Origin of the sequence: Bacillus cereus group sp. TH152-1LC, assembly GCF_027710505.1 — a bacterium.
In the GTDB taxonomy this organism is placed as follows: Bacteria; Bacillota; Bacilli; order Bacillales; family Bacillaceae_G; genus Bacillus_A; species Bacillus_A mobilis.
In genome coordinates this window covers 106,709-132,826 of sequence record NZ_JAQFNK010000010.1, presented here as the reverse complement: position 1 = coordinate 132,826, position 26,118 = coordinate 106,709, and the positions used below count along the sequence as shown (strand labels likewise).

Sequence of the window (26,118 nt, the reverse complement as noted above, 5' to 3'; positions counted from 1 at the left end):
AGTCACCGGGTCTAAACAGTCGGCTTCACTTTTACTTCACCCAACCGAGCAGCATTTCCCGCACGAATTTGCTTGCTGCGACTGGTGTTTGATCACTATGGTCGTAGACAGGGGCTACTTCTACTAAGTCTGCTCCAACTACATTTATATTTGAATTTGCAATTGCTACGATGGAATCTAATAATTCTTTAGATGTGATACCTCCAGCTTCTAACGTTCCTGTTCCTGGAGCGTGAGCTGGGTCTAATACGTCAATGTCGATTGTGACATAAACTGGGCGTCCTGCAAGTTTCGGCAATACTTCTTTTAACGGTTCTAATACTTCAAATTTATATAAGTTCATACCTACTTCTTTTGCCCATTCGAATTCTTCCTTCATTCCAGAACGAATACCGAAAGAATATACGTTTTCCGGACCAATTAAATCGCACACTTTACGAATAGGTGTAGAGTGGGATAAAGGCTCCCCTTCATACGATTCACGTAAATCAGTATGAGCATCCATATGGATGATTGCTAAATCCGGATATTTTTTTGCCATTGCCTTAAAAATTGGCCAAGACACTAAGTGCTCACCGCCGAGACCTAGTGGAAACTTATCGGCATCTAAAAGTTTTGATACATACTCTTCAATCATGTCTAAACTACGTTGTGCGTTTCCGAATGGTAATGGGATATCACCCGCATCAAAATATTTTACCTCTTCTAGTTCACGATCTAAATATGGGCTATATTCTTCAAGACCGATTGATACTTCACGAATACGTGCAGGGCCAAAGCGAGAACCTGGACGGTAACTTACTGTCCAATCCATAGGCATCCCGTAAATAACTACCTTTGACTCTTCAAAACTTGGATGACTTTTAATAAATACTTTACCTGAATAAGCTTCATCAAAACGCATATTCTTTTCCTCCTTATGTGGAACTTAAGGTATCCCAACCTTTCATTATTTCTCAAATTTGGAGCGCATTGCTCCTCTTTCTCGATTTACCGGGTCTTCTGTTTCATAACAAGAAGACGATTTTCTTTACAGGAGTGTAAGTAGCTAGCATGTTCAAGTCTTCTGGACAAACACCTTAAATGAGCTACTTACACTTTATTTGTTCAATACGATTCTCTTACTTAATTAAATCGCCAACAAATTTCGGTAATGCGAATGCTGCATTGTGTAATTCTTTTGTGTAGTATTTCGTTTCGATTTCGTGGAAACGCTCTTCACTTACTTCTAATGGATCATGTTTTTTAGATCCAATTGTGAACGTCCAAAGACCACTTGGGTAAGTTGGAATGTTCGCAGTGTATAAACGAGTAATTGGGAAGATTTCTTTTACGTCTTTAAACACAGTTGTAATTAGTTCTGGTGTGAACCAAGGGTTGTCCGTTTGTGCAACGAAAATACCGTCTTCTTTTAACGCTTTAGAGATTCCAGCGTAGAAGCCTTTTGTAAATAAGTTTACTGCTGGTCCTACTGGCTCAGTAGAATCTACCATAATTACGTCATATTCATTTTCGCTTTCTGCGATGTGTAGGAAACCGTCTCCTACTTTTACTTCTACACGCTCATTGTCTAATGCACCTGCAATTGATGGTAAGTATTGTTTAGAGTACTCAATTACTTTTCCATCGATTTCAACAAGAGTTGCTTTCTTTACGCTTGGGTGTTTTAACACTTCACGAATAACACCACCATCACCGCCGCCAACAACTAATACGTTTTCAGGGTTTGGATGTGTAAATAAAGGTACGTGCGCTACCATTTCATGATAAACGAACTCATCTTTTTCTGTTGTCATAACCATGCCGTCTAAAATAAGCATGTTTCCAAACTCTTCCGTTTCAACCATATCAAGTTTTTGGAATTCTGTTTGCTCCGTATGTAATGTGCGGTTAATACGCGCCGTAATCCCAAAATGTTTTGTTTGTTTTTCAGTGAACCATAGTTCCATCGTACAATCACGCCTCTCAATGCAAATTTATAATAGGGACATCATTAATGTCCCCTAACAAAAATAAAACAAAACATCCAAAAAGTATAGTTAAAAGTAAAAAAATACCGAAAATATATTTTAGTCAGAGGGTTCTAACATATATATGAAAAAGGATTGCCCTGTAACAGGAAAGAAAACCCTTTCTTAAGAAAGGGCGTTTGTCTCTGCTTCTACTGGCTTTCGAACCGGAATTAAAATCATTACACAACCGACTAGCACAACAATTCCACCGACTAAAAACGGACTTTGCGGTGAAACAGTGTGACCGATGATTCCTGATAAGATTGGAGCAATTGCGCCACCTAACCAACGAACGAAGTTATAAACACCTGATGTAACAGATCTTTCATAAGGTGAAATATCCATTACATAACTTGTAAATAGTGCATTATTTAATCCGGATGCTAATCCTGATAGAACAATTAATACAATTTGTAACCACATAATTTTCACAAAGAATAGTGCGATTAAGAAAAGCGCAAATACGAGTAAACTGCCTTTCAACAATGTTTTCGGCTCATATTTACCTTCTAGCTTATGGGCTAAAATTGCAGAACCGTAAGCTAACGCTAATCCCCATCCGCAAAATACAAATCCTAATTGAATAGCAGATAAATGCATAATAAGTGGTGAATATGCTAACACAACGAAAAATCCGTAGTAATATAACATTCCTGAAATCGCACCTTGCATAAACGGTTTATACTTCACCAGGTTAAGTAATTCTCCCACGCCTGCCACTTTACGTTTCACTTTTCGCTCCGGTTCTTTTACAAAAAAGAAAACTAAAATAAATGCTAAGAAAATTAAAATACTCGTCGCAAAAAATGGATAACGCCAAGAATGTCCACCTAATATCCCGCCTAATAGCGGTCCGCCTGCCATCCCTAAACCGATAGCTGCTTCATACAATCCTACCGCTTCATGAACTTCTTTACTTAATGCAATCAATAATGTCATCGCCGTTGCGAAGAACATCGCATTTCCTAATCCCCATCCTGCACGGAAAAGAGATAATTGAGCAATCGTTTGCGATATACCACATATAAACGCAAATACAGTCACAATCGCAAGACCAATCGTCATCATTCGTTTATCACCAAATCTCGATGCGAATACTCCAGCTGGTAACATCATAATTGCCATCGTTAAAATATATGCTGTAAATAACATCTCTACTTGCCAATGCGATGCACCAATCTTTTCAGCAATAATCGGCAAGATTGGATCGACTACCCCTATACCCGAAAAGGCAAGGAAGGTAGCCACCACTGTAATCAATCTCCCTAGTTTTTGTTTGCTCTCCATTTTGATTACTCTCCTTTTGTATTCTCTAAAAATGTCGCTGCGCGATGTAAACTATCTTCGAGTTCCGCCTTTACGCGCTGCATTTGCTCCATTTTCTCGTCTAGCGTTTGCACTTGTTTTTCAAGCATCTCTTTAATTTCTTGAATCACTTCGCGGTCACGAGGATTCTCACTATTTCTTCTTTGCTCCATTCTTTCTTTTAACGATAAGAAATGTTGCATTTCTTGAAGCGTAATCCCTAACACTTCTTTCGCTTCCACAATCCTTTTAATTCTGGCGATATCCTCTTCTGTATACAGGCGAATGTTCCCCTCACTACGTTCAGGGGGATGAATTAAACCAATTTCCTCATAATAACGAAGTGTACGTTTTGTTAAACCAACTTGCTTTGTGACTTCATCAATTTTATACATGTTTATTCCTCCCTTCACTCGATTATTACATTTTACGTTAACGTTAACTTTCGTGCAACTGTTAGACTTTTGTAAATGTTTATCCTATTCAATTGTATTTTTCCAAAAGCAGTTTCATAATGAAAGAAAAGAAACGATAAGGAGATTTCCCTATGAATAAACCACTTATTTTCGCTCATCGCGGGGTAAAAGGAACACATCCAGAAAACACGATGATTGCCTTCCAAGAAGCAGAACGTATTGGTGCCCATGGCATTGAACTTGATGTCCACCTATCAAAAGATGGTGAGCTTGTCGTGATTCACGACGAAACAGTAGATCGTACAACAAATGGCATAGGTCTTGTTTCTGAAAAAACGGTAGCGGAATTACAAGCTTTAGATGCTGGCAGCCATAAAGATCCTTCTTTCCATGAAGCAAAAATCCCAACGTTACGCGAAGTATTCATTTGGCTATCTACAACAAAGTTACAACTCAACATTGAGTTAAAAACAGATGTCATTCACTATCCAAACATTGAAGAAAAAGTTGTCGCTCTCGTTCGCGAATATCATCTATCTAATCAAATTGTATTCTCATCATTTAACCACGGCTCTGTTTCATTACTAGCAGAAATAGCTCCTGAAATCCCAAGAGCAATTTTATATGATACACCACTTGCTGATCCGATTGCTGAAGCAAAAAATAGAAACGCAACTGGTTTACACCCAAACTTTCGATTATTAACAAAAGAATTTGTCCAATTTGCACAAAATCAAGGGTACGCTTTCCGCCCTTATACAATTAACGAATACAACGATTTACAGACTATGATTGACTACGGCGTAGATGTCATTATTACCGATTGGCCAGCACGTGCCTTTGAGCTCCTTTCTTAATTAAAGGAGCTTTTTGTTTTCGAAATTTCATTGTTTAAAATAACCGAAAACCCTCAATACTAATACAATAATGTTTGTATTAGTATTGAGGGGCTGAAAAAGATGGATCAAACTATGAATCCGAAACTTAAAAAATATAAACGTCTTTTCTTCACCGTAATGTTTTCTTCTGTTCTTTTTTTCGTTTTTTCCTTTTTTGTTATTATTATAGTTGCAAAAATTATGGGACCTCCTCCTGTTGCCGTCCCGCAAACGAGTGTCTTTTACGCTAATGATGACACTGTTATCGGACAAAGTAATGAAATGCAAAAACGTTACAATGTATCTCTCAATGAAATCTCTCCTTATGTAAAAGAGGCGACACTATCTATCGAAGATCAACGATTCTACAAACATCATGGTTTTGATATGAAACGTATTGCTGGCGCTATTGTTGCCGATTTAAAAGCGATGGCAAAAGTCCAAGGTGCTAGTACGATTACACAACAGTATGCTCGTAACCTATACTTAGATCATGATAAAACGTGGAAACGTAAACTATTAGAAGCGATGTACACAATTCGCCTTGAAGTGAACTATAATAAAAATCATATTTTAGAAGGATATTTAAATACAATTTATTACGGGCATGGCGCTTACGGAATCGAAGCTGCGTCTCGTCTATATTTCGATAAAACAGCAAAAGAATTAACATTAGCGGAAGCTAGTATGCTCGCAGGTATTCCGAAAGGACCTAGCGTCTACTCTCCCTTTTTAAAAGAGGATCGTGCGAAAGGACGACAATCTCTCATATTAGACGAAATGGTAGAACAAGGTTATATTACGAAGAAACAAGCAACGTCAGCGAAAAAAGAGCCATTAACCTTTGCCTCATTAGATACGAAAAAAGTAGCAGAGATTGCGCCTTATTTCCAAGATGCTGTACAAGCTTCTCTTCTGCGTGATATCGGATTAGATGAACAAGCATTACAAAAAGGTGGTTTGCGTATTTATACAACGCTAGACCCTAAATTACAATCGGTCGCAGAGCAAGCTGTAAAAGATCACATACCTGACACAACAAACATACAAACAGCGCTCGTCTCTATGAATCCAAAAACAGGTGAAGTAGCTGCCCTTGTTGGTGGAACTGATTATAATACGAGTCAATTTAACAGGGCTACACAAGCCGCTCGCCAGCCTGGATCTACATTTAAGCCATTCCTGTATTACGCGGCATTAGAACGAGGATTCACCCCTGCTACGCGCTTAAAAAGCGAATATACTGTGTTCACTTTAGGTGACGGTGTTTCAAAGTATAAACCGAAAAACTATAAAGACTATTATGCAGACGATTTTGTAACAATGGCGCAAGCTCTTGCGGTCTCTGATAACGTATACGCCGTGAAGACCAATTTATTTTTAGGCGAAGACATTCTTACAAAAACAGCGAAGCAATTCGGTATTACTACCGCATTAAAAGATGTTCCGTCTCTTGCTCTCGGTACATCTCCTGTAAAACCAATTGAAATGGTTAACGCTTATAGCATGTTCGCAAACGGTGGAAAAGAAGTAAAACCAATGTTTATTCGCCGCATTATGGACCATGAAGGAAATATGTTATACGATGCTCATTTAGAGAGTAAGCAAGTTCTTGATAGGAGCAAAGCGTTTGTGATGGAAGAAATGATGACGGGTATGTTTAATAAAAAACTAAGCAGTTATGCTGCTGTAACTGGTCAATCGATGTTATCAAAGTTATCAAGAACATATGCTGGAAAGTCTGGTTCTACTGAAACGGATAGCTGGATGATTGGATTTACCCCACAAATCGTAACGGGTGTATGGGTTGGATACGATCAACCCAAATCGATTTCAAATGTAGCAGAACAAGGATATGCAAAAAGAATATGGACCGATACGATGGAAAAAGGCTTAGATGGACAACCTAAAAAAGAGTTTAAACAACCAAATGACGTCGTTGCAGTCGATATTAACCCTGAAAACGGAAAAATCGCTACAAAAAACTGTCCCATTTCAGTTAGAATGTATTTCGCAAAAGGTACAGAACCAACTGAATATTGTATGGATCATGTTGATGATAAAGAAGAATTTGAAAAGACAACTGAGGAAAAGAAAAAAACAAGTTGGTGGAAAAAATATCTTCCTTGGTAAAAAAAAATAGCTGACGGGCATCCGTCAGCTATTTTTTATTCACTTAATAATGCACGGCGCAATTCTTCACTAGATTCGTTCCAAATCGCTTCATTATGTTCTTTCAAGAACGTACCAAGTACTTTTTTAGATGATTCATCCATATGGTCAACCATAATTTGACGCTTCATTGATTTATCCATTTTGTTTACGTGCTCTGGAAGTGATTTATATCCGCGGCGAATTTCACGGTCAACTGTCATTTCACAAGCTGTTACACCTGCATAATAAGCTCCTGTCGCCGTTCTTTCAATCGTTACCCAAACAAGCCAAAATGGTTTTCCGTTTGGAACTTCATCTTTATTTGTTAAAAACTTAATACCCTTCTCGACTGTACTACGTGCATGCATTGCACCGATATCAACAAATGCTGTTTTCTCTAGTACATCGACAAATACAGGTGAAATATTTTCTAGACTTAATGCTCCAACACCAAAACCACCATGTCCATCCGTTGAATCATTTTTCACGATATTAAAACCGATTTTTTTCTTTTTCTCTGTCATATGTAAGCTCCTCCTCGTTTAAAGGCCGAAAATAGGCGCAATGATATTCTGTAAAAATATTAATACATACGGAATAACAACATTAAAAATAGGCTGGATTGTGTAATTGCTAAGCGGTGTAATAACAAGAATTAATAACGCTATCGCTCCATACTTTTCATACTGTGTCATTTTCGCACGAATATTTGCTGGTGCTAAATCCTCCACTACGCGATATCCATCAAGTGGTGGAATTGGTAATAAGTTAAAGACAAGTAAAACGATATTCAACATAATAAAAATCTGGAAAAATTGAGCTAATGTATCTGCTACTGCAGATGGGATTGAGTACAATACGCCAAATTTTAATAAGCTATACCAAATAATTAAACCGATTGCGCTTAAAATTAAGTTACTAATTGGTCCCGCAATAGAAACTAATATTCCTGCAAGACGCGGTCTTTTAAAATTATACGGATTAACTGGTACCGGTCTTGCCCAACCAAAACCAAGAATTAATACAGCAATCATCCCGATAGGATCTAAGTGTGCCATCGGTGATAATGTTAAACGGCCTTGCTTCTTTGCTGTATCGTCTCCAAATTTATATGCAACATATGCATGCGCAAATTCATGCACTGATAATGCAATAATAATGGCCATTGCTACCAACGGAATTTGGTGCAACGGATATCTAAATAACTGATCCATGCTTCATCTCCTCTTCAATATGTCAAAAAAAGAAAATATTTGTTTTTTCGATTGTTCTTCCCTATAATCCGCTATAATAAGAGTGTAACTTACATAAAAGGAGCGATTATATATGCCATACGTAACAGTGAAAATGCTAGAAGGACGCACAGAGGAACAAAAGAAAGCTCTTGCTGAGAAAGTAACAGCAGCAGTAAGCGAAACAACTGGTGCTCCTGAAGAAAACATTGTTGTTTTCATCGAAGAAATGTCTAAAAACCATTATGCAGTTGGCGGAAAACGCTTAAGCGACAAATAATTTCAAGTTCTTTCATAAGAAGCAGCTCTTAGCTGCTTCTTATTTTTTTCCTTCTAGTAACTCGATGATTCTCTCTTTATATTTTCCTTTTCTTCCATCTTCATAGATTAAATCATGCGGATAGAATAATTTTTGATCCCTTCTCTTCTTACCAGTAATCGCCTCAACAATATCCGATTCACGTGAAAGCTCTCTAAGCTCCCCATTTGGCATAAGAAGTAAGATTGGTAAACGCTCTTCTTCTTCACCAGCACGGTAAAAATCGTACGGTAAGTCTGATGTTGAATCAACTACTAAATAGTATTCTGGATCAAGTCCAATTTTTTTGAATAAGCTACTTAATTCCATCCAATTATCTAAACCGTGCTTATCTGTAAACTCTACGTATTTAAATAGGTTTCGATTCATAAAACGGCGGCATAAATCACTTAAAATTGGATCTTCTTCGTCTTGCCATACTTGGAAGTAATAATACATAACGTTCTCGTCTAACTTTAAATAATCCTCTACTGTTACTTCTTCTTCAAATAAAGAATAGAAATGAACCGGATGATTTTTAAATGTATAATACTTCTCGTGCAATGATTTTGCACGGTGTAAAATCTTCGTTAAAATGACTTCGGCACTGCGCGTTACCGGGTGGAAATATACTTGCCAATACATTTGATAACGACTCATAATATAATGCTCAACAGCATGCATACCACTATTTTTAATGACTACTTGATTCCCATACGGACGCATGACACGTAGTATACGTTCCATATCAAAGTTTCCATACTTTACGCCAGTGAAATACGCATCTCTTAATAAATAGTCCATACGATCTGCATCAATTTGACTGGAAATCATACTAATCGCTAATTTATTAGTAGATGTTTTTGCGATTACATCGGCCACCTTTTGCGGAAAGTCTTTATCCACGCGGCTTAATACACGGTTAATTTCCGTATCTCCAACGATAATTTTTTGCGTAAATTTCTCATGATCTAATGAAAATACCTTTTCAAACGAGTGAGAAAATGGGCCGTGACCGACATCATGAAGTAATGACGCACATAAACATAACAATCTATCTTCAGCATTCCAGTTCGGTCTGCCATCAAACACATCATCAATCATACGACGAATAATTTCATATACACCTAACGAATGAGTAAAGCGACTATGCTCTGCACCGTGAAATGTAAAAAATGTCGTTCCAAGCTGCTTAATACGGCGCAAGCGTTGAAATTCTTTCGTTCCGATTAAATCCCAAATAACACGATCGCGTACGTGCACATATTTATGTACCGGGTCTTTAAACACTTTTGTTTCGCTGAGTTTGTCGTTTAAATATACCACCTTCCGACATCCCCCTTTCTTTACTGCATTCTTACTATATATTATAAACGAAATAGGAAACAGAAAGAAATGAAAGACTATATTAATTGCCCTTATATAAAGAAAAAATCACTTTTACCGAAGTAAAAGTGATTTTTTCTTTATACATTATTTACCTAAAACGAATTCAGCAACTTCATCTAAGATCATTTCTTTACCTAGAGGGAAGTAACCTTTGTTTAAGTCTTCGTTTTTAATTGTAAATACGTGGTTATTTTTAACAGCGTTCATGTTTTTCCAAATTGATTCTTCTTGGAATTCTTTTAGACGCTGAGAACCGTCACCAGTTGTAAATACAAATAGGTAATCTGGGTTATAATCGATTAAAGCTTCTTTTTGTACTTGTACTAATGGTTTATCCGTTGGTGTACCTTTAACTGCTGGTAATTTCAAGTCATTAAAGATTACGCTACCGTAACCGTAGTCACCGTATACACGGAAAGCATTTGGATATGCAGCCATTTTCATGAATGTTGCATCTCCAGTTTTCGCAACGATTTTGTCATGTAATTTGCTTGCTTTTTCTTCATACTGTTTGAACCATTCTTTTGTTTCTTTCTCTTTACCGAAGATTTGACCTACTTCTTCGAATTTTGGACGCCATTGGTCTAATGGAGTTTTTAACATAACTGTTGGTGCAATTTTAGATAATTGATCATAGATCTTTTCTTGACGATTGTTTACAAGAATTAAGTCTGGTTTTGCAGCAGCTACTGCTTCGATGTTAATTTTATCGCCCCAAGCAGAGCCAACTGGTTTTACGTCTTTTAATTTCTTTTCAATATGTGCATCAATTTTTTCTTGAGATGTATTAGCAGTAATAATTGGTTTCATACCAAAAATTAATAATTCTTCTGTTGAACCACTAAGGTCAGCAATTTTCTTTGGATTTGCAGGGATTTTAATTTCCCCTTTTGCGTGTTGTACAGTGCGCTCTTCAGTTTTCGCATCCTTCGCATCTGCTTTCTTCTCTTCTTCTTTGTTAGAACAAGCTGCAAATAGTACAGAAGTAACGACTAGTACCATTGCTAATAGTGCCATTTTAAAATTCTTCATGTTCCCACTCCTTCTAGCTGTATTTCTCTTATAAGTTACAATGAACTATAAGAAACAAGATTAACAATTAATAAATATATATCGATTAATTGTTGCTTATGCCCCGTTCTAACGGGTGTTCAACTTCCTATTTACTAATAAGAAGCTCAACGTCCATTAGAAGCCCCCCTCTTTACGAGGGGGATTCTACTTATGCTTTTTTACGCAATTGATTACTAATCATCGCTAAATCATATGTTAAACAAATTGGTTTACAGTTTACTGGACATGGAACGATTTGAGCTTCAATCTCAAATACGTTACGAAGTGTTTCACTCGTCATCACTTCATCTGGCGTTCCTTGTTTCATTAACTTACCCGCTTTTAATGCAATCATATGATCTGAGAAACGAGAAGCATGGTTTAAGTCATGGATAACCATAACAATCGTTCTACCTTCTTCTTCATTTAACTTTTTCAATAAGTTTAATACTTCTAATTGATGCGCCATATCTAAGTACGTCGTCGGTTCATCTAATACTAGTAATTCTGTTCCTTGTGCAAGAGCCATCGCAATCCATACGCGTTGACGTTGTCCACCTGATAACGCCTCTGCTGGACGATTTGCGAATTCTGTCATTCCCGTCACTTCAAGTGCCCAATGAATGTAACGATAATCCTCTTCTTTCAACGTTCCAAATCCTTTTTGATGAGGAAAGCGTCCATATGAAACAAGCTCAAACACAGTAAGGCCAGTTGGCACTTCTGCAGTCTGTGGTAAAATTGCCATTTTCTTTGCGATTTCTTTCGTTGGTTGTTTCTCAATTGCTTTTCCGTCAAGATAAACAGTACCTTTTTTCGCCTTCAAAATACGAGAAGCCGTTTTTAATAATGTGGACTTTCCACAACCATTCGGTCCAATAATTGTTGTAATTTTCCCTTCCGGAATTTCAACTGTTAATCCATCAATAATTAACCCTTCATTATAGCCAACAGATACCGCATCAACTGCTAAAGTTGCCATACAAAAAGCCTCCCTTTATTTTGTCCTCATAAGTAAGTATATAAAATACGGTGCACCAATTACAGAAATAACAAGACCGACCGGTATTTCTGAAGTTGTTAACACACTTCTTGAAATTACGTCTGCGAATAAAAGTAAAAACGTCCCTATTAGTGCAGCGGTAGGCAGCATAATTTGATGTTTACCACCAACAAGGCACCTCGCTAAATGCGGAGCCATTAAGCCGATAAAACCAATTCCTCCGGCAACAGCGACAGATGCACCAGCTAAACAAACTGCAATAAATAATAATTTACGTCTTTCTTTTTCTACATTTAAACCAAGGCCAACAGCTGTAGAGTCGCCTAGGTTCATTACATTTAATATGTGCGCCTTACTAATAGCAAGTGGCAAGAAAATAATCATCCATGAAAGTACACTTAGTACGAACTTCCAATCTGTGCCCCACAAACTTCCTGCTAACCAAATCGTCGCAAAACGGAAATCGTTAGACGTCATCTTCATAGAAAAAATTAAACTAACAGCACCAAATCCAGCTGCAACAGCGATACCGACAAGTATTAATCTCGTTGATGACACGCCGTCTTTCCATGCTAGTAAATAAATGATAACTGCTGCTAATATCGCACCAACTAACGCGAAGAATGGAAGGATAAACACAGATAAAAATGTACCAGTCCCAACTTTACCGAAGAAAAAGTAGACGAAGATAACAACTGTTAATCCCGCTCCAGCGTTAATACCGATAATACCTGGATCAGCAAGTGGATTTCGTGATAACCCTTGCAAAATCGCACCTGACATTGCTAAAGCAGATCCAACTAATATAGCAATAACCATACGTGGCATACGGAATTCAAATAAAATAACAGACTGATCTTCAGCCCCAAGTCCAACCAATGACTTTAATACGTCCATTGGTGGTATTTTAAATGTACCTGTATTTTAAATGTACCTGTATTTAAACTTACTAAAAATACAGTAACGATTAATCCTACTAAAATTGTTAAAACCGAAACGTTCTTTTTTGTTAAGACACTTGTCCTCACATTTTCCCTCTCCCTTCGTTACGTGCTAAGTAGAGGAAGAATGGAACCCCAATTAGCGCTGTAATTGCTCCAATTGGCGTTTCAAACGGCGGATTAATAACGCGAGATAACATATCTGCACATTCAATTAACAGTCCGCCTAAGACCGCAGAACATGGAATAACCCATCTATAGTCTGAGCCTACAAGGAAACGAGTCATATGCGGGATTACAAGACCAACAAATCCAACCGATCCCGCCATAGAAACTGCAGAACCTGTTAACACAAGAACAAGTACTGTTCCGATAAATTTAATTAATGTCGTATTTTGACCAAGCCCAATCGCAATTTCTTCACCGAAGCTTAAAATTGTAATATACCTCGACATTATAATTGCAATAAAAAGACAAACAAGACCAATCGGTACTAACATATTAATACTTTCCCATTTCACACCAGCAACTCCGCCTGCATTCCACATACTCACCTCTTGGGCAAGGTTGAAATATAGCGCAATTCCAGATGAAATGGCCCCTAATAAAGCACTAATTGCTGCACCTGCTAAAGCTAATTTCACAGGCGTTAATCCACCTGGTGAAGAAGATCCAATTCCATATACAATGCTCGCTCCAAACGCAGCACCAATAAACGATGCAATAACGAACATTAAATAAGGTGAATTAGGGAAGAATGCATACATAATTGCAATTCCAAATACAGCCCCATCTGTAATCCCCATTAACGATGGGGATGCAAGTGGATTTCGCGTCATACCTTGCATAATTGCCCCTGATACTGCTAAAAAGGCACCTGCAACTACGCCCCCTATCGCTCTAGGCATGCGAAGTTCTTGAATTACGTTATGATGCGTAATAGAACCGTCAAACTGAAACACAGCTTGCCATACAGTCTTTAAACTAATATCTGCAGCACCAAACGACATAGAAACTGCCATGCTTAAAGCTAACAAAATTGTACCTACTATTAAAATAATAGAAGCAATGAGCGGTCTGCTCTTAATCTCTTTAACATTCACATCTTGCTGTTCTATACTCCTTGCGCTCGCTTCCATCCCTCAACCATCCTAACCAACAACATATATTTAATGAAATGAAATCTATTCTCAAATAGTAATAAAAAAATAAGCGAATCAACCTTTTCTTGATAATGATTCTCAGAATCAGACACCTTCTATTCTACCTATCGCTTCCAAAGACTGTCAACTATTATTTTGAAATACAAATTCATATAGGCCGAGACCTTAATAAATAGATAATACCTATATATCATTACCTATTATCATCACCAATTAAGCTTTCTCAGAATAAATCCTTCCTCTTCTGGGCATAAAAAAAGAAGAGTAATCTGTTCACTCTTCTTTTCCTTACTTATTTAACTTTGCTTCAATTTTTACAATTAATTCGTCTTCTGTTGGAGCCGCAACTGGACGGTTATTTACAAATGCAAATGATTTTTTACGACCAGGACCACAGTAAGACTGACATGCAACTTCAATTTTTGCACATGAATCTACTTTTTTTAACTTCGGAATTAACGTTTTAACGTTCGTTGCCTGACAATCATCACACACACGAAATTCGTTTCCCATTATATAACACTTCCTCTATTTTAAACTTTTCTCAAGTACATTTAAAAATAAACACTAAATGGTATTTTACCGCTCTTTGAAGCTCGTTGCAAGTTTCCCTATAAAGCTCTTTCCTCATATAATGCTTCATATTTATATGTTCTCCTACAGAAGTTCCCCTCATTCTTGGCAAAATTTATCCCGCTTTAACGGGTAGTAAGACTCCCACCTCAAAATTCAGCGAAAGCAAAGAATCTAGGTGGGGGTCGGGCTGCCCATAAAAGTCCGATTGGTGAAGACTAATAATCAGTGGGGGATGAAGAAAACCCCCACTGATTAAAGTTTCACTTTATACCTTTCATCGAAATCTACTATATTTTTAAAAGCTTTGTATAAAAGCTCCTTTTTTTGCCCATTATAAAAATAGGAAGTTCATAAAAAGAAAGGGAGTTGAATCTATGAAAGTAAGACAAGATGCTTGGACAGATGAGGATGATTTATTACTTGCTGAAACTGTACTTCGTCACGTTCGAGAAGGAAGTACTCAATTAAATGCATTTGAAGAAGTAGGAGATCAATTAAATCGTACATCGGCTGCCTGTGGTTTCCGTTGGAACGCTGTTGTTCGCTATAGTTATGAACAAGCTCTTCAACTAGCAAAAAAACATCGTAAGGATAAAATGCGTGCTGCAAGCGGTGAACAAGCGAAAAAACGTTTACTTTATACACCACCAGCTTCAGAGGCGATAACTGATTATGAAGAATTCGTACAAGAGGAAGCAATTGTACAATATAAAGAAGCTATTCCATATCAAGAATCTACTGTTCCTGCTGCAAAAAGCTCTATGACAATGCAAGATGTTATTTATTTTTTACAAACAGTCGGATCTTCAAATATAAAAGTGACAGCTCTTGAAAACGAGAATACGAGATTGAAACAAGAAATCAAATCACAAATCCTTCGAAATGAAGAACTAGAAAAGAAACTAGAAAAATTAGAAAAACAATCTCATACTGTACAAGAAGATTACGAAACACTTATGAATATTATGAACCGCGCTCGTAAGTTGGCAGTTATGGATGACGAGGAACGTTCTCAAACATCTTTCCGAATGGATCGAAACGGTAATTTAGAAAAAATTGCAGAATAAAAAGGATGCATTGCATGCATCCTTTTTTTGTTACTTCACCTCAACCATATGCACTTCTTCTACGTTAGAACCTCTCTTTATATCTGGGAAAATCTTTTCCTTTGGATTTTCTTTAAAGGCTGCTAATCCAATCGTTTTTACCGGTTCATTTATCTTTGTATATTCAGCATCACTAACAACTGCATACATATCTGTATATTTACGCGCATCACCGATTACTACATTACCTTCATATTTCATTTTCTTTCCATCAATTACTACATCTTTTTGTTCCTCTTTAGCGAATACGATTCCCACTTCATCTGAAACAGATGGCAATGCTTTAATTGGTTCCACATCTTCTTTTACTACCTTTTTCAGCATGTTTTCTTTTACCATTTTTTCAGCTGTTGTTTTATTCATAATTAAAACCTTTTTCTCATTGACAGTACCGAGTTTTGCTTCAAATTTACTTTGGGATTCAAATTTATCTTTATATTGATCCATTGTTTTTTGAACGCCTGTTTCATCTCCGTACATAACAACGCCCTTTGCTTGGGGCGCAATCATATCCATAATAGAACAGCCACTAAATACGGCTGCTGACATAATCGCTACAAGTCCTAATTTAACTTTTTTCATTTGTATGCCTCCCAAAATCATAATTGCATCTCTTAGTTTAACCATCGTAGCTCGTTTAACCAATTCACTTTCCTTACAACAACCTTACAATTCAGTAAGGTTCCCTCTCAAAAACTAATTTCGTTATTTTTTGCTATAATAGAGATTGTCATTTTAAAGATAAGGGGTTAGTTATATGAGCAATTCCCGTTCCATTTTATCTCAGCCAGAGTGGCGTATTGTAGATCAATCTAGTTTGGGTCCAACATTCCATGCATTGCAGTCATTCGCAATGGATGACACATTATGCACAAGCATTGGAAACGGTCAATCAGCTGCAACAATGCGTTCTTGGGTTCATCACAATACAATTGTTCTTGGCATTCAAGATTCACGCCTACCACACTTAGAAGAAGGTATTTCCTTTTTAAAGGAAAACAACTTCCATGTTATCGTTCGTAATTCTGGCGGACTTGCAGTCGTACTGGATGAAGGTGTTTTAAATGTATCGCTTTTATTCCAAGAGACGGAAAAAGGTATCGATATTGACCTTGGATACGATACAATGTGGCATTTAATTAAGGAAATGTTACGCGATTACGATGTTACAATCGAAGCAAAAGAAATTGTTGGTTCTTACTGTCCTGGTAGCTACGATTTAAGTATTCGCGATCAAAAATTCGCTGGCATTTCACAGCGCCGTATTCGCGGCGGTGTCGCTGTCCAAATTTATCTATGTGCTACAGGAAGTGGCTCTGAACGTGCCGCACTCGTTCGTGATTTCTACAACCTAGCCATTCAAGGAGAAGAAACACGCTTTACGTACCCTGAAATTGTACCGAGCACGATGGCTTCACTTTCAGAATTACTTGGCGAAACCATTACAGTACAAGATTTAATGATGCGCCTTTTAAAAACATTGCAACAATTCGCTCCAAAGTTAACACCATCTCAATTAACAATAGATGAAATACCTTTATATGAGACGAATTTACAACGTATTATTGATCGTAACAATAAAGCACTTGGCTTAGAAAAATAAAGACCGTCGCTATTATAGCGACGGTCTTTATTTCAATTCATTATAAAATTAAAGTGCTTGAGCTGCTGTAATTAAAGCTAACTTGTACACTTCTTCTTCGTTACATCCACGAGATAGGTCATTTACAGGCATGTTTAAACCTTGTAAGATTGGTCCTACTGCTTCGAAGTTACCTAAACGTTGAGCGATTTTGTAGCCAATATTACCAGCTTCTAAGCTTGGGAATACGAATACGTTAGCATCACCTTTAATTGTAGAACCTGGAGCTTTTTTCTCAGCTACAGATGGTACGAATGCAGCATCGAATTGGAATTCTCCATCTAAAGTTAATTCTGGAGCCATTTCTTTTGCAATGCGAGTTGCTTCTACAACTTTTTCTGTTTCTGGAGATTTCGCAGAACCTTTTGTAGAGAAGCTTAACATAGCAACGCGTGGATCAATACCGAATAGTTCAGCAGTTTTCGCACTCTCGATACCAATTTCAGCTAAATCTTGGCTGTTTGGTGCAATGTTAATTGCGCAATCAGCGAATACATATTTCTCTTCTTCACGTACCATGATGAATACGCCAGAAGTTTTTGTAACACCTGGTTTTGTTTTAATAATTTGAAGTGCTGGACGAACTGTATCAGCTGTAGAGTGAGCTGCACCACTTACTAAACCGTGTGCTTTGCCCATGTATACAAGCATTGTACCAAAGTAGTTTTCGTCTTTAAGGATTTTGCGAGCGTCTTCTTCAGTTGCTTTACCTTTACGGCGTTCAACGAAAGATGCTACCATTGCATCCATTTCTTCGTATGTAGCTGGGTCATAAATATCAACGCCCGCTAATGTTAAATTCATGCTAGCAGCTTTTGCGCTAATTTCTTCTTTATTACCAACTAAGATTGGTTGTACTAACTCTTCTTTTGCTAAACGCTCTGCAGCGCCTAGAATTCTTTCATCAGTTCCTTCAGGAAGTACGATAGAAATGCCTTTTCCTTGAACTTTTTCTTTTACTGTTGTAAATAAGTTGCTCACGAATAAACCCTCCTACTTATGTTAAAAAAACTCTATCTTTAAGAATACTGCTTTTCCTCTCTATTTTAAACTTATAGCTCCCAAAAAATAGATAAAATGAAAATGATTATATTTTCATAAAATTCAGCCTAGAAATAATGCCCCTTTAAGCCTTATTCCCTCCTATTTTCAAATAAACTTAAATGTGACAATTTTATGCGCCAAAGCTTTATATAGATGATTTTAAAACTATATATGCTATAGTTAACGTGTAAAACTATCATTAACTGAGGTGAATAGAATGAGTGAAGCAACAACAACGTTAGATGGCTGGTATTGTTTACATGATTTACGTTCTATTGATTGGGCTGCATGGAAAACATTATCTAGCGACGAACGCGGACAAGCTGTGTCTGAATTTTTAAATGTCGTTGAAAAATGGAACGAAGTAGCTACTGCGAAAAAAGGCAGTCATGCAATGTATACAGTTGTTGGCCAAAAAGCTGATATTATGCTTATGATTTTACGTCCAACAATGGAAGAGTTAAATGAAATTGAGACAGAATTGAATAAAACAACATTAGCTGAATATATGGTTCCTGCATACTCTTACGTATCTGTTGTTGAACTAAGCAACTACCTTCCAGCTGATGAAGATCCATATCAAAACCCACAAATCTTAGCTCGCTTATATCCAGAACTACCAAAAGCAAATCACATTTGCTTCTATCCAATGGACAAGCGTCGCCAAGGTGATGACAACTGGTACATGCTTCCTATGGAAGAACGCAAGAAAATGATGTACAGCCATAGTAAAATTGGTCGCCAGTACGCAGGTAAGGTACGCCAAGTTATTTCAGGATCAGTTGGATTCGACGATTTTGAATGGGGCGTAACATTATTCGCTGACGATGTTCTTCAATTTAAAAAACTTATATATGAAATGCGTTTCGATGAAGTAAGTGCTCGTTATGGTGAATTCGGAACATTTTTCGTTGGAAACATTTTACCTGACGAAAAGGTAGAGAAATTTTTACACATATAAAGTGAAACTTTAATCAACCTTCACCAATCGGGCTTTTACGGGCAGTTAATCGCCCACCTAACCTCCTTGCTTTCGCTTAATTTTGAGGTGGGGATCTTACTGCCCGTTAATGCGGGGTAAATCGTGAAAAAAGGAACGAAATTCGTTCCTTTTTTTATTACCCTCTATATTTCTCTTCAAAAACCTTCTTTTCTCCGCAAATTTGAACAAAAATCGACAAATTCCTTTCAAATTCCTTACAAAATTGTAACCTTTCTATATCCAAATTTATGCTAAAATGGTACGAGCTACATGCTAATAACGATGCGAAGGTGATAATCTATATGAAGAAAATCTTGTCTATTTTACTAGCGTTTTTATTGTCAATTTCTTCCTTAGGAGTAACAACATCCCATGCGGAAGAAAAGATACACATTGAGGCAGCTGCTGCACTTCTATTCGATGCAGATACAGGAAAAATACTGCATGAACAAAATCCAGATGAATTGCTAGCTATCGCTAGTATGTCAAAACTAATTGTTGTTTATGCTGTATTAGAAGCAATCAAAGAAGGAAAAATCACTTGGGATACAAAGGTAAACATTTCTGATTACGCTTATGAAGTTTCACGTAATAATGAATTCTCTAACGTTCCGTTTGAAAAGGGACGTCAGTATACTGTAAGAGAATTATATCATTCTATCGTTATCTTCTCTGCAAACGGATCTAGTATTGCCTTAGCAGAACTTCTTGCAGGAAGTGAGAAAAACTTCTTAAATCTTGCAAATGAACATGCAAAAAAACTAGGGTTAAAGAAATATAAATTTGTAAATGCTACTGGGTTAAATAACGCTGACTTAAAGGGAAAACATCCTGAAGGAACGGATCCGAATGGAGAAAATTCCATGTCAGCTCGCGATATGGGTATGCTTTCAAAAGCAATGATTACAAAGTATCCAGAAATGCTAGAGGATACAAAACAAAGATTTAGAAACTTCCCAGATAATCATCCGAAACCAATTCGTATGGAAAACTGGAACTGGATGTTACCAGGTGCCGCTTTCTCTTATGAAGGAACAGATGGTTTAAAAACTGGTAGTTCTGATACTGCTGGATACGGATTCACTATTACAGCAAAACGTGGTGACTTACGCCTTATTTCAGTAATTATTAAAACAAAATCAATGGACGAGCGTTTCACTGAATCTCGTGCATTAATTGAATATGGATTTAATAACTTTGAAAAACAAAAATTAAAAGTTGATAAACACAATACAATCTCTGTAGTAAAAGGGAAAGAAGATCAAGTAACTGTTGCACCTGAAAAAGAAATAACAGTCATTGCGAAAAAGGGTGACAAATCACCTTACAAAATTTCTACTGAAGTAGATAAATCGCTCGCTGAAGGTGGACATTTAGTCGCTCCTGTTAAGAAGGAGGCGAAGGTAGGTTCCATCGTCCTAGAACCGACTGATAAATACGGATTTTTAGATGGAAATAAAAACATGAAAGTTACTGCGAAAACGACAGAAGAAGTTGAAAAAGCAAATTGGTTCGTATTAACAATGCGCTCTATTGGAGATTTCTTCTCAAACTTATGGTCTAAAGTATTTTAATGATGAAAAGCTAGCTCATGCTAGCTTTTTTTATTTTCCTCTCTCCATGTAAAACTTCGTTTGGTTGTCATATCTGAGTCCTTTTTCTCATACGTATGAACTAGTAATTGTTACACACTTCATCTAGAGATAAACCTCTTTCCACAAGGTATTCCAAAAAGAGAGGTGACACATAATGGGCGTTATTGCTTATAACGAAGAAGATGTAAAGTTGTTAGCTAGACTGATGCGTGCTGAAGCCGAAGGAGAAGGACAACAGGGGATGTTGATGGTCGGAAACGTTGGGGTAAATCGTGTCCGCGGAAATTGTTTAGATTTTAAAAAAATACGGAATTTACGTCAAATGGTGTATCAAAATCCTGGCGGTTTTGAGGCAACGCAAAAAGGGTATTTTTATCAGCGTGCAAGAGAACAAGATATCGCATTAGCAAGGCGAACGATTCAGGGACAACGCTTTTGGCCTGCCAACTTTGCCTTATGGTTTTTTAGACCTGAAGGCCCTTGTCCGTCAACTTGGTATAATCAACAAAACTCTGGTCGCTTCAAAAAGCACTGCTTCTTCCAGCCATCTGGCGAAGATTGTCCTAGCGTTTATTAAGGATTGATAATGAGGAGGGATTTTTGAATGGCACAGCAACAAAACCCGTATTACGGAACTGGATTTTATCAACCATCTGGAACTTATGTACAACCGCAACAAATGACCCCACAGCAACAGCAACAACAGCAAGCGATGCAACAACAAGCGGCGCAAGCTCAATATGCCGTTTCTCAAGGCATGTTACCATTAGAACAATCCTATATTGAAAATATCCTTCGTTTAAACAAGGGTAAGCAAGCTACGGTTGTAATGACTTATGAACGTGGTAGCTCACTCGGTACCCAATCATATACAGGTATTATCGAAGCAGCTGGTCGTGATCATATTGTAATTAGTGAGCCACAATCAGGGAAACGTTTTTTACTATTAATGATTTACTTAGATTATGTGGAATTCCCAGAAGAAATTACTTATTTACCTAGTCAACAAGCAACTTATGCTCCAAGACCATAAAAAAAGCTGGCATATGCCAGCTTTTGTTTTTTATAACCCTTTTACAACTGCAGTTCCGACTAAGATCCATGCTACGATAAAAACTACACCACCAAGAGGTGTAATTGGGCCAAAGAACTTAATACCTGTCGTACTTAATGCATACAAACTGCCTGAAAACATAATAATCCCAGCTACCATAAGCCAGCCAGCAGTAGTTAAAAGTGATGATTGAATTTTATCCATCAATAAAGCAACTACGAATAGTCCACCTGCATGAAACATTTGATATGTAACGCCTGTTTTCCAAACTTCTAACATTTTTGCAGAAACTTTATTTTCTAAACCATGTGCTCCAAAAGCCCCTAAAGCAACAGATAGCCCTGCTGCAATACAACCTAGTAAAAAGAAAATTTTCATCTTAATTCCCCTTTTTTTACCTTTATCATAAGCAATTTTTTCATATAAGCCAAACGATTTATCTTCTAGAAATCAAATAAAGAATTACCGTTTGCACCTTCTTCTTTTATATAAACAGGTTCTCCAGAAACCGGCATAACTGGTTGAACTGTCGTCATAGGCTGAGATCCAATTACTTGCGATGGAATCTCAGGTTCTCTATACATAGAAGGCTCAGCTTGTTCATCTAATAATAAATCACATAACGCACGCACAACTAATAAATGCGCTTTTGATTGTTGCCCTTCACTGCTTTTTGCCTTTGCAATTTCATTCGCCATTTTATTTAAAATCTTATCGCTCGATATTTGCATTCCTTGTCACCTCTTACTTTGTAGTTCTTTCTCAAATTGTCCCAGCTTCTCTACTGAACCAAACACTATTATCATATCATGTTCTTGTAGTTTTTCCTGCCCCGTTGGATTATGTATAACATCCCCATTTCTCAAAATGGCTAAAATTGTTACATCAAATTGATTTCTCACATCACTCTCTAATAACGATTTATTAGTTAAAATAGAGCCCTCGCCGACTGCAATTTCTTCAATTACAAATGACTGCTCCAAGCCATACAGTACTGTATCAATATAATGAACTGTTAGCGGATTCGCAATACCTTTTGCAATATGAATTCCTGCCATGCTAGATGGATTAATCACCTTATTTGCCCCAGCCCGCTTCAATTTGTCTTCAGTTTCTGGTTTTTCCGCTCTTGCCACAATTTTAATTGCATCGTTTAATCCCCTTGCCGTTAATGTAATAAATACATTTTCGGCATCATTTGCAACGATAGCAACTAAACCAGCTGCCTTTGAAATTCCGGCATGATGTAACACTTGGTCTTCCGTTGCATCTCCGTGTACATACAAAAGTTTTTCCTTCTCTAATATGCTTTCATCTTTATCCACGACGACAAATGGAATTTTCTTTTCTTGCAATTCATGTACAACTTGAAGCCCTACTCTACCACAACCACATACGATAATATGATTTTGTAACTGTGCTATTTGTTTATCCATCTTCTTCCTCCGCACTGCATGAAATAAATTCCCTTCAACAATCATAGCTGCCACTACACCAATTGCATACGTAACAATGCCGACTCCAATCGGTATGATAAGAAGCGCAAAAACTTTTCCTGCCTGTGTTACAGGAACGGCATCTCCGTATCCAACGGTTAATACAGTAATCATCGTCATCCAAAATGCTTGAAACAAACTAATCTCTTCAATCATCATAAATCCTAACGTTCCAAGAATTACAACAAAAGTCATACATATAACTGCTATCCATAACTGCTTACGTGCATTCATATCGTGCTTCAACTCTTTTCTCTATCTACAATCTTTGCCAGTGGAAATGAAATACATATATACTAGATACGGAATCTATGAAAGAGGTTGATATAATGAAAACATTTCTTTCCGCCTTACAATGGGCGCTATTTATTTTAGCTGGGAGCCTTATCGTACCAATTAGCGTCGCAACTAGTTATGGTCTCGATGGCGCTGAAGCTATTGCATTCGTACAAAGAACATTATTTGTTCTTGGTTTTGCTGGCCTACTGCAAGCTATATTTGGGCATAAACTTCCCATTCAAGAAGGTCCTGCAGGTCTTTGGTGGGGAATTTTCTCCCTTTATGCAAGTTTAGGTGTCGTATTATTTGGATCCAGCAATGAAACGCTGAAAGTCCTTCAGTACGCTTTCTTATTAAGTGGTATCATTTGTATTATTCTTAGCGTTTTTGGATTCATCGATAAACTAGTTCGCTATTTTACGCCGACAGTCATTGGAACATATTTATTTCTTCTTGTCGCGCAACTTAGCGGGGCCTTCTTAAAGGGAATGTTCGGCCTTGACGGACAACATACAGAAGTACAAGCTAACGTATTTATTCTTTCACTCATTGTTATTTTACTATCCTTTTTCATCATGAAGCTACCTATTATTGGACAATATTCCGTTCTTTTCAGTATCGTCTGCGGCTGGATATTATTCGCATGCTTCGGATTATCTAATCCAGTAACGCCTGTGACCGATATAATCCGTTTTCCGTCTCTGTTTGTTTTCGGAATGCCTCGTATTGAATGGAACATGGCAATTACGGTAGTTTTCGTTACACTATTACTTCTAACAAATATGTTGGCAAGTATTCGCGTTGTCCAAAAGATTGTCTCTAAGTATGAAAAAAATGCAGCACCAGATCGTTTCAAACAAGCCGGCATTATAACAGGAATCAATCAATTGCTAGGAGGTTTTTTTTCAGCTATTGGACCTGTCGCCATTTCTGGATCAGCAGGCTTTATCGCAACGACTAATATTTATAAGAGACTCCCATTTATGTTAGGATCAAGTTTTATTATTCTCGTTAGTATATTCCCAAAGATTACTTCATTCTTTGCGGCAATCCCTGTCGCAGTCGGATATGCTGCCATTTATCCTGTATTTGCAAGCATGATTGGTCTTGCCTTTCGCGAATACGAAACAGTGCAGAATAAAGAACGATTATTTAAAGTAGCAGGTCTTTCAATCTTTACAGGAGTTGGAGTTATGTTTGTTCCAGCAGGGGCATTTTCTACGCTCCCACCATTTTTAGCATCGTTTTTAAGTAACGGTCTCGTTCTTGGATCTGTAATGGCAATTTTGCTTGAAATACTATTTTCTCGTTCAACAGAAAAACAACCATCGTAAATTGGAAAACTTCCATTATTGCACTCTATCTTTAGAGTTGTTACGATAATGATAAAGTGAGAGCTAATCAAGCATTAGCGGTATAAATTATCATGGGCAACATGCTCATGGTAATTTATACTAACAATATAGAACTTTTCCTAACTTCATATGAAGAAGTTCGATGTCTTACTATATATTCCCCAATATCTTCATAAAACTTTATTTCTATTTCAACAAAGAGAGGAATTTTCAATATGACTTATAAAATGATTGTTTTAGATTTAGATGATACTTTATTACGTGACGACCATACTATTTCACCTCGTACGAAAGAAGCCCTAATGACTGCACAAGAACAAGGTGTAAAAGTTGTACTTGCTTCTGGACGTCCAACTTTTGGTATGCGCAATGTAGCGAAAGAACTTCGTTTAGAAGAATACGGCAGTTTCATTCTATCTTTTAATGGCGCAAAAATTATTAACTGTAAAACAAACGAGGAAATCTTTAGTAGTACGCTATCTCCTGAAATCGTTCACAACCTATTTGAAATTAGTAAAACTGAAGATGTATGGATTCATACTTATATGGGCGATGATATCGTAACGGAAGAAAATAATCCTTATACTGAAATCGAGGGCGATATTACTGGTATGCCAATTGTTGTAGTGGATGACTTTAAAGCTGCTGTTCAAGAGCCTGTAGTAAAAGTATTAATGAATAAAGAGGCTGAACGCCTTGTTGTAGTAGAAAAGAAACTACAAAAACAACTAGAAGGCCAATTAAGTGTTATGCGTTCTAAACCATTCTTCTTAGAATTTACTGAAGCTGGTGTTACAAAAGGAACGAGCTTAAACAAACTGATCCAAAAGCTTGGCATTGAGCGTGAAGAAGTTATCGCAATGGGCGATAGCTATAATGACCAAGCGATGATTGAATTTGCTGGTCTTGGTGTTGCAATGGGCAATGCACCAGATGATATTAAAGAAATTGCAAACTACGTAACAGATACAAATATGAACGATGGCGTTGCAAAAGTAGTTGAGAAATTTGTACTAAAAAACGAAGTACTTGCTTAATAGTTTCATTCACAAAACCTATTTGAAGTCAAATACTTCAAATAGGTTTTTATTTAAATTACCACGTTTTTGTGACTATATTTTGAACTTTGCACTATTCTCGTAGTG

The 26,118-nt window shown here is 37.2% G+C and carries 27 protein-coding genes and 1 pseudogene; 11 read left to right on the top strand and 17 right to left on the bottom strand.

Annotation, left to right across the window (positions count from 1 at the left end; all coding sequences use genetic code 11):
• Positions 1–31: 31 nt before the first annotated feature.
• The 4 genes from speB to PDL00_RS21260 all read right to left on the bottom strand — a co-directional run bounded on the left by speB (position 32) and on the right by PDL00_RS21260 (position 3,712).
• On the bottom strand, positions 32–904 hold the full coding sequence (gene speB, locus PDL00_RS21275) for an agmatinase (protein WP_270731039.1): 873 nt from the start codon (positions 902–904) through the stop codon (positions 32–34).
• 217 nt (positions 905–1,121) lie between these two features.
• The gene (gene speE, locus PDL00_RS21270) at positions 1,122–1,949 is read right to left on the bottom strand and encodes a polyamine aminopropyltransferase (protein ID WP_000424696.1); all 828 of its coding nucleotides are present in this window, start codon (positions 1,947–1,949) and stop codon (positions 1,122–1,124) included.
• A gap of 186 nt (positions 1,950–2,135) precedes the next feature.
• Entirely contained in the window at positions 2,136–3,299 is a 1,164-nt protein-coding gene (locus PDL00_RS21265; protein ID WP_270731036.1) for an MFS transporter, read from the bottom strand.
• Between the two features lie 5 nt (positions 3,300–3,304).
• A complete protein-coding gene (locus PDL00_RS21260) occupies positions 3,305–3,712 on the bottom strand; it encodes a MerR family transcriptional regulator (RefSeq protein WP_222661311.1) in 408 nt (135 codons plus the stop codon).
• A gap of 152 nt (positions 3,713–3,864) precedes the next feature.
• Here PDL00_RS21260 and PDL00_RS21255 point away from each other — a divergent pair, with 152 nt between their 5' ends.
• Both PDL00_RS21255 and PDL00_RS21250 read left to right on the top strand, forming a co-directional pair.
• The gene (locus tag PDL00_RS21255) at positions 3,865–4,590 is read left to right on the top strand and encodes a glycerophosphodiester phosphodiesterase (protein ID WP_088023417.1); all 726 of its coding nucleotides are present in this window, start codon (positions 3,865–3,867) and stop codon (positions 4,588–4,590) included.
• A gap of 102 nt (positions 4,591–4,692) precedes the next feature.
• Entirely contained in the window at positions 4,693–6,744 is a 2,052-nt protein-coding gene (locus tag PDL00_RS21250; RefSeq protein WP_242254432.1) for a transglycosylase domain-containing protein, read from the top strand.
• A 35-nt stretch (positions 6,745–6,779) separates the two neighbouring features.
• Here PDL00_RS21250 and PDL00_RS21245 read toward each other — a convergent pair whose 3' ends face one another.
• Positions 6,780–7,289, bottom strand: coding sequence for a YwhD family protein (locus tag PDL00_RS21245; protein ID WP_270731033.1), 510 nt, complete (start codon positions 7,287–7,289; stop codon positions 6,780–6,782).
• Between the two features lie 18 nt (positions 7,290–7,307).
• A complete protein-coding gene (locus tag PDL00_RS21240; protein WP_097817113.1) occupies positions 7,308–7,979 on the bottom strand; it encodes a site-2 protease family protein in 672 nt (223 codons plus the stop codon).
• Positions 7,980–8,091: 112 nt separating this feature from the next.
• Between PDL00_RS21240 and PDL00_RS21235 the strand changes: the two genes are divergently transcribed.
• Entirely contained in the window at positions 8,092–8,277 is a 186-nt protein-coding gene (locus tag PDL00_RS21235; RefSeq protein WP_001147171.1) for a 2-hydroxymuconate tautomerase, read from the top strand.
• A gap of 39 nt (positions 8,278–8,316) precedes the next feature.
• Here PDL00_RS21235 and PDL00_RS21230 read toward each other — a convergent pair whose 3' ends face one another.
• The 6 genes and pseudogenes from PDL00_RS21230 to PDL00_RS21205 all read right to left on the bottom strand — a co-directional run bounded on the left by PDL00_RS21230 (position 8,317) and on the right by PDL00_RS21205 (position 14,357).
• Entirely contained in the window at positions 8,317–9,621 is a 1,305-nt protein-coding gene (locus PDL00_RS21230; protein ID WP_000262748.1) for an HD domain-containing protein, read from the bottom strand.
• A gap of 147 nt (positions 9,622–9,768) precedes the next feature.
• Complete coding sequence (locus PDL00_RS21225) at positions 9,769–10,716, bottom strand: ABC transporter substrate-binding protein (protein ID WP_000787719.1); 948 nt, start codon at positions 10,714–10,716, stop codon at positions 9,769–9,771.
• Positions 10,717–10,906: 190 nt separating this feature from the next.
• The gene (locus tag PDL00_RS21220) at positions 10,907–11,719 is read right to left on the bottom strand and encodes an ABC transporter ATP-binding protein (protein ID WP_000212060.1); all 813 of its coding nucleotides are present in this window, start codon (positions 11,717–11,719) and stop codon (positions 10,907–10,909) included.
• 15 nt (positions 11,720–11,734) lie between these two features.
• Positions 11,735–12,768: pseudogene (locus PDL00_RS21215) on the bottom strand (FecCD family ABC transporter permease).
• A complete protein-coding gene (locus tag PDL00_RS21210) occupies positions 12,765–13,820 on the bottom strand; it encodes a FecCD family ABC transporter permease (RefSeq protein WP_270731030.1) in 1,056 nt (351 codons plus the stop codon). The pseudogene PDL00_RS21215 and the gene PDL00_RS21210 overlap by 4 nt, the downstream one beginning before the upstream one ends.
• Positions 13,821–14,132: 312 nt before the next feature.
• Positions 14,133–14,357 (bottom strand): DUF1450 domain-containing protein, encoded by a 225-nt coding sequence (locus tag PDL00_RS21205; RefSeq protein ID WP_073517724.1) that lies wholly within the window; start codon positions 14,355–14,357, stop codon positions 14,133–14,135.
• A 437-nt stretch (positions 14,358–14,794) separates the two neighbouring features.
• On the opposite strand from PDL00_RS21205, the gene PDL00_RS21200 reads away from it, so the two are divergent.
• Complete coding sequence (locus PDL00_RS21200; protein ID WP_242254428.1) at positions 14,795–15,487, top strand: RsfA family transcriptional regulator; 693 nt, start codon at positions 14,795–14,797, stop codon at positions 15,485–15,487.
• A 30-nt stretch (positions 15,488–15,517) separates the two neighbouring features.
• Here PDL00_RS21200 and PDL00_RS21195 read toward each other — a convergent pair whose 3' ends face one another.
• Positions 15,518–16,108 (bottom strand): lipoprotein BA_5634 family protein, encoded by a 591-nt coding sequence (locus PDL00_RS21195; protein ID WP_270731026.1) that lies wholly within the window; start codon positions 16,106–16,108, stop codon positions 15,518–15,520.
• A 175-nt stretch (positions 16,109–16,283) separates the two neighbouring features.
• On the opposite strand from PDL00_RS21195, the gene PDL00_RS21190 reads away from it, so the two are divergent.
• Positions 16,284–17,129, top strand: a complete 846-nt coding sequence (locus PDL00_RS21190) for a lipoate--protein ligase family protein (protein WP_242254427.1) — start codon at positions 16,284–16,286, stop codon at positions 17,127–17,129.
• 48 nt (positions 17,130–17,177) lie between these two features.
• Here the strand turns inward: PDL00_RS21190 and pta are convergent, their stop codons facing one another.
• Entirely contained in the window at positions 17,178–18,149 is a 972-nt protein-coding gene (pta, locus tag PDL00_RS21185) for a phosphate acetyltransferase (protein WP_000067226.1), read from the bottom strand.
• A gap of 280 nt (positions 18,150–18,429) precedes the next feature.
• Between pta and hemQ the strand changes: the two genes are divergently transcribed.
• From hemQ to gerQ, 4 genes are all read left to right on the top strand, one after another.
• Complete coding sequence (gene hemQ, locus PDL00_RS21180) at positions 18,430–19,173, top strand: hydrogen peroxide-dependent heme synthase (protein WP_001287595.1); 744 nt, start codon at positions 18,430–18,432, stop codon at positions 19,171–19,173.
• Between the two features lie 317 nt (positions 19,174–19,490).
• Positions 19,491–20,768, top strand: coding sequence for a serine hydrolase (locus PDL00_RS21175; protein WP_242254455.1), 1,278 nt, complete (start codon positions 19,491–19,493; stop codon positions 20,766–20,768).
• Between the two features lie 175 nt (positions 20,769–20,943).
• Entirely contained in the window at positions 20,944–21,366 is a 423-nt protein-coding gene (cwlJ, locus tag PDL00_RS21170; protein ID WP_000538161.1) for a cell wall hydrolase CwlJ, read from the top strand.
• 27 nt (positions 21,367–21,393) lie between these two features.
• Entirely contained in the window at positions 21,394–21,822 is a 429-nt protein-coding gene (gene gerQ, locus PDL00_RS21165; RefSeq protein WP_000068647.1) for a spore coat protein GerQ, read from the top strand.
• A 30-nt stretch (positions 21,823–21,852) separates the two neighbouring features.
• Here gerQ and PDL00_RS21160 read toward each other — a convergent pair whose 3' ends face one another.
• The 3 genes from PDL00_RS21160 to PDL00_RS21150 all read right to left on the bottom strand — a co-directional run bounded on the left by PDL00_RS21160 (position 21,853) and on the right by PDL00_RS21150 (position 23,573).
• Positions 21,853–22,221: a DUF423 domain-containing protein gene (locus PDL00_RS21160; protein WP_270731021.1), complete on the bottom strand. Its 369-nt coding sequence runs from the start codon at positions 22,219–22,221 to the stop codon at positions 21,853–21,855.
• Between the two features lie 65 nt (positions 22,222–22,286).
• Positions 22,287–22,574, bottom strand: coding sequence for a YwdI family protein (locus PDL00_RS21155; protein ID WP_001167358.1), 288 nt, complete (start codon positions 22,572–22,574; stop codon positions 22,287–22,289).
• A gap of 6 nt (positions 22,575–22,580) precedes the next feature.
• Positions 22,581–23,573, bottom strand: coding sequence for a potassium channel family protein (locus tag PDL00_RS21150; RefSeq protein ID WP_242254453.1), 993 nt, complete (start codon positions 23,571–23,573; stop codon positions 22,581–22,583).
• Positions 23,574–23,668: 95 nt separating this feature from the next.
• Between PDL00_RS21150 and PDL00_RS21145 the strand changes: the two genes are divergently transcribed.
• Both PDL00_RS21145 and PDL00_RS21140 read left to right on the top strand, forming a co-directional pair.
• Positions 23,669–24,952, top strand: a complete 1,284-nt coding sequence (locus PDL00_RS21145; RefSeq protein ID WP_270731019.1) for a purine/pyrimidine permease — start codon at positions 23,669–23,671, stop codon at positions 24,950–24,952.
• 236 nt (positions 24,953–25,188) lie between these two features.
• Positions 25,189–26,010, top strand: coding sequence for a Cof-type HAD-IIB family hydrolase (locus PDL00_RS21140; RefSeq protein ID WP_242254425.1), 822 nt, complete (start codon positions 25,189–25,191; stop codon positions 26,008–26,010).
• The last annotated feature ends 108 nt before the right edge of the window (positions 26,011–26,118 follow it).

Bases quoted from the DNA above. Each gene is read 5' to 3' on its own strand.
- PDL00_RS21210 (WP_270731030.1), bottom strand. From the start codon at position 13,820: ATGGAAGCGAGCGCAAGGAGTATAGAACAGCAAGATGTGAATGTTAAA.
- speB (WP_270731039.1), bottom strand. From the start codon at position 904: ATGCGTTTTGATGAAGCTTATTCAGGTAAAGTATTTATTAAAAGTCAT.
- PDL00_RS21140 (WP_242254425.1), top strand. From the start codon at position 25,189: ATGACTTATAAAATGATTGTTTTAGATTTAGATGATACTTTATTACGT.
- PDL00_RS21250 (WP_242254432.1), top strand. From the start codon at position 4,693: ATGGATCAAACTATGAATCCGAAACTTAAAAAATATAAACGTCTTTTC.
- PDL00_RS21240 (WP_097817113.1), bottom strand. From the start codon at position 7,979: ATGGATCAGTTATTTAGATATCCGTTGCACCAAATTCCGTTGGTAGCA.
- gerQ (WP_000068647.1), top strand. From the start codon at position 21,394: ATGGCACAGCAACAAAACCCGTATTACGGAACTGGATTTTATCAACCA.
- speE (WP_000424696.1), bottom strand. From the start codon at position 1,949: ATGGAACTATGGTTCACTGAAAAACAAACAAAACATTTTGGGATTACG.
- PDL00_RS21200 (WP_242254428.1), top strand. From the start codon at position 14,795: ATGAAAGTAAGACAAGATGCTTGGACAGATGAGGATGATTTATTACTT.
- PDL00_RS21265 (WP_270731036.1), bottom strand. From the start codon at position 3,299: ATGGAGAGCAAACAAAAACTAGGGAGATTGATTACAGTGGTGGCTACC.
- PDL00_RS21235 (WP_001147171.1), top strand. From the start codon at position 8,092: ATGCCATACGTAACAGTGAAAATGCTAGAAGGACGCACAGAGGAACAA.
- PDL00_RS21160 (WP_270731021.1), bottom strand. From the start codon at position 22,221: ATGAAAATTTTCTTTTTACTAGGTTGTATTGCAGCAGGGCTATCTGTT.
- PDL00_RS21220 (WP_000212060.1), bottom strand. From the start codon at position 11,719: ATGGCAACTTTAGCAGTTGATGCGGTATCTGTTGGCTATAATGAAGGG.
- PDL00_RS21225 (WP_000787719.1), bottom strand. From the start codon at position 10,716: ATGAAGAATTTTAAAATGGCACTATTAGCAATGGTACTAGTCGTTACT.
- PDL00_RS21205 (WP_073517724.1), bottom strand. From the start codon at position 14,357: ATGGGAAACGAATTTCGTGTGTGTGATGATTGTCAGGCAACGAACGTT.
- PDL00_RS21195 (WP_270731026.1), bottom strand. From the start codon at position 16,108: ATGAAAAAAGTTAAATTAGGACTTGTAGCGATTATGTCAGCAGCCGTA.
- PDL00_RS21150 (WP_242254453.1), bottom strand. From the start codon at position 23,573: ATGAATGCACGTAAGCAGTTATGGATAGCAGTTATATGTATGACTTTT.
- PDL00_RS21155 (WP_001167358.1), bottom strand. From the start codon at position 22,574: ATGCAAATATCGAGCGATAAGATTTTAAATAAAATGGCGAATGAAATT.
- PDL00_RS21260 (WP_222661311.1), bottom strand. From the start codon at position 3,712: ATGTATAAAATTGATGAAGTCACAAAGCAAGTTGGTTTAACAAAACGT.
- PDL00_RS21245 (WP_270731033.1), bottom strand. From the start codon at position 7,289: ATGACAGAGAAAAAGAAAAAAATCGGTTTTAATATCGTGAAAAATGAT.
- PDL00_RS21255 (WP_088023417.1), top strand. From the start codon at position 3,865: ATGAATAAACCACTTATTTTCGCTCATCGCGGGGTAAAAGGAACACAT.
- PDL00_RS21145 (WP_270731019.1), top strand. From the start codon at position 23,669: ATGAAAACATTTCTTTCCGCCTTACAATGGGCGCTATTTATTTTAGCT.
- hemQ (WP_001287595.1), top strand. From the start codon at position 18,430: ATGAGTGAAGCAACAACAACGTTAGATGGCTGGTATTGTTTACATGAT.
- cwlJ (WP_000538161.1), top strand. From the start codon at position 20,944: ATGGGCGTTATTGCTTATAACGAAGAAGATGTAAAGTTGTTAGCTAGA.
- PDL00_RS21190 (WP_242254427.1), top strand. From the start codon at position 16,284: ATGAGCAATTCCCGTTCCATTTTATCTCAGCCAGAGTGGCGTATTGTA.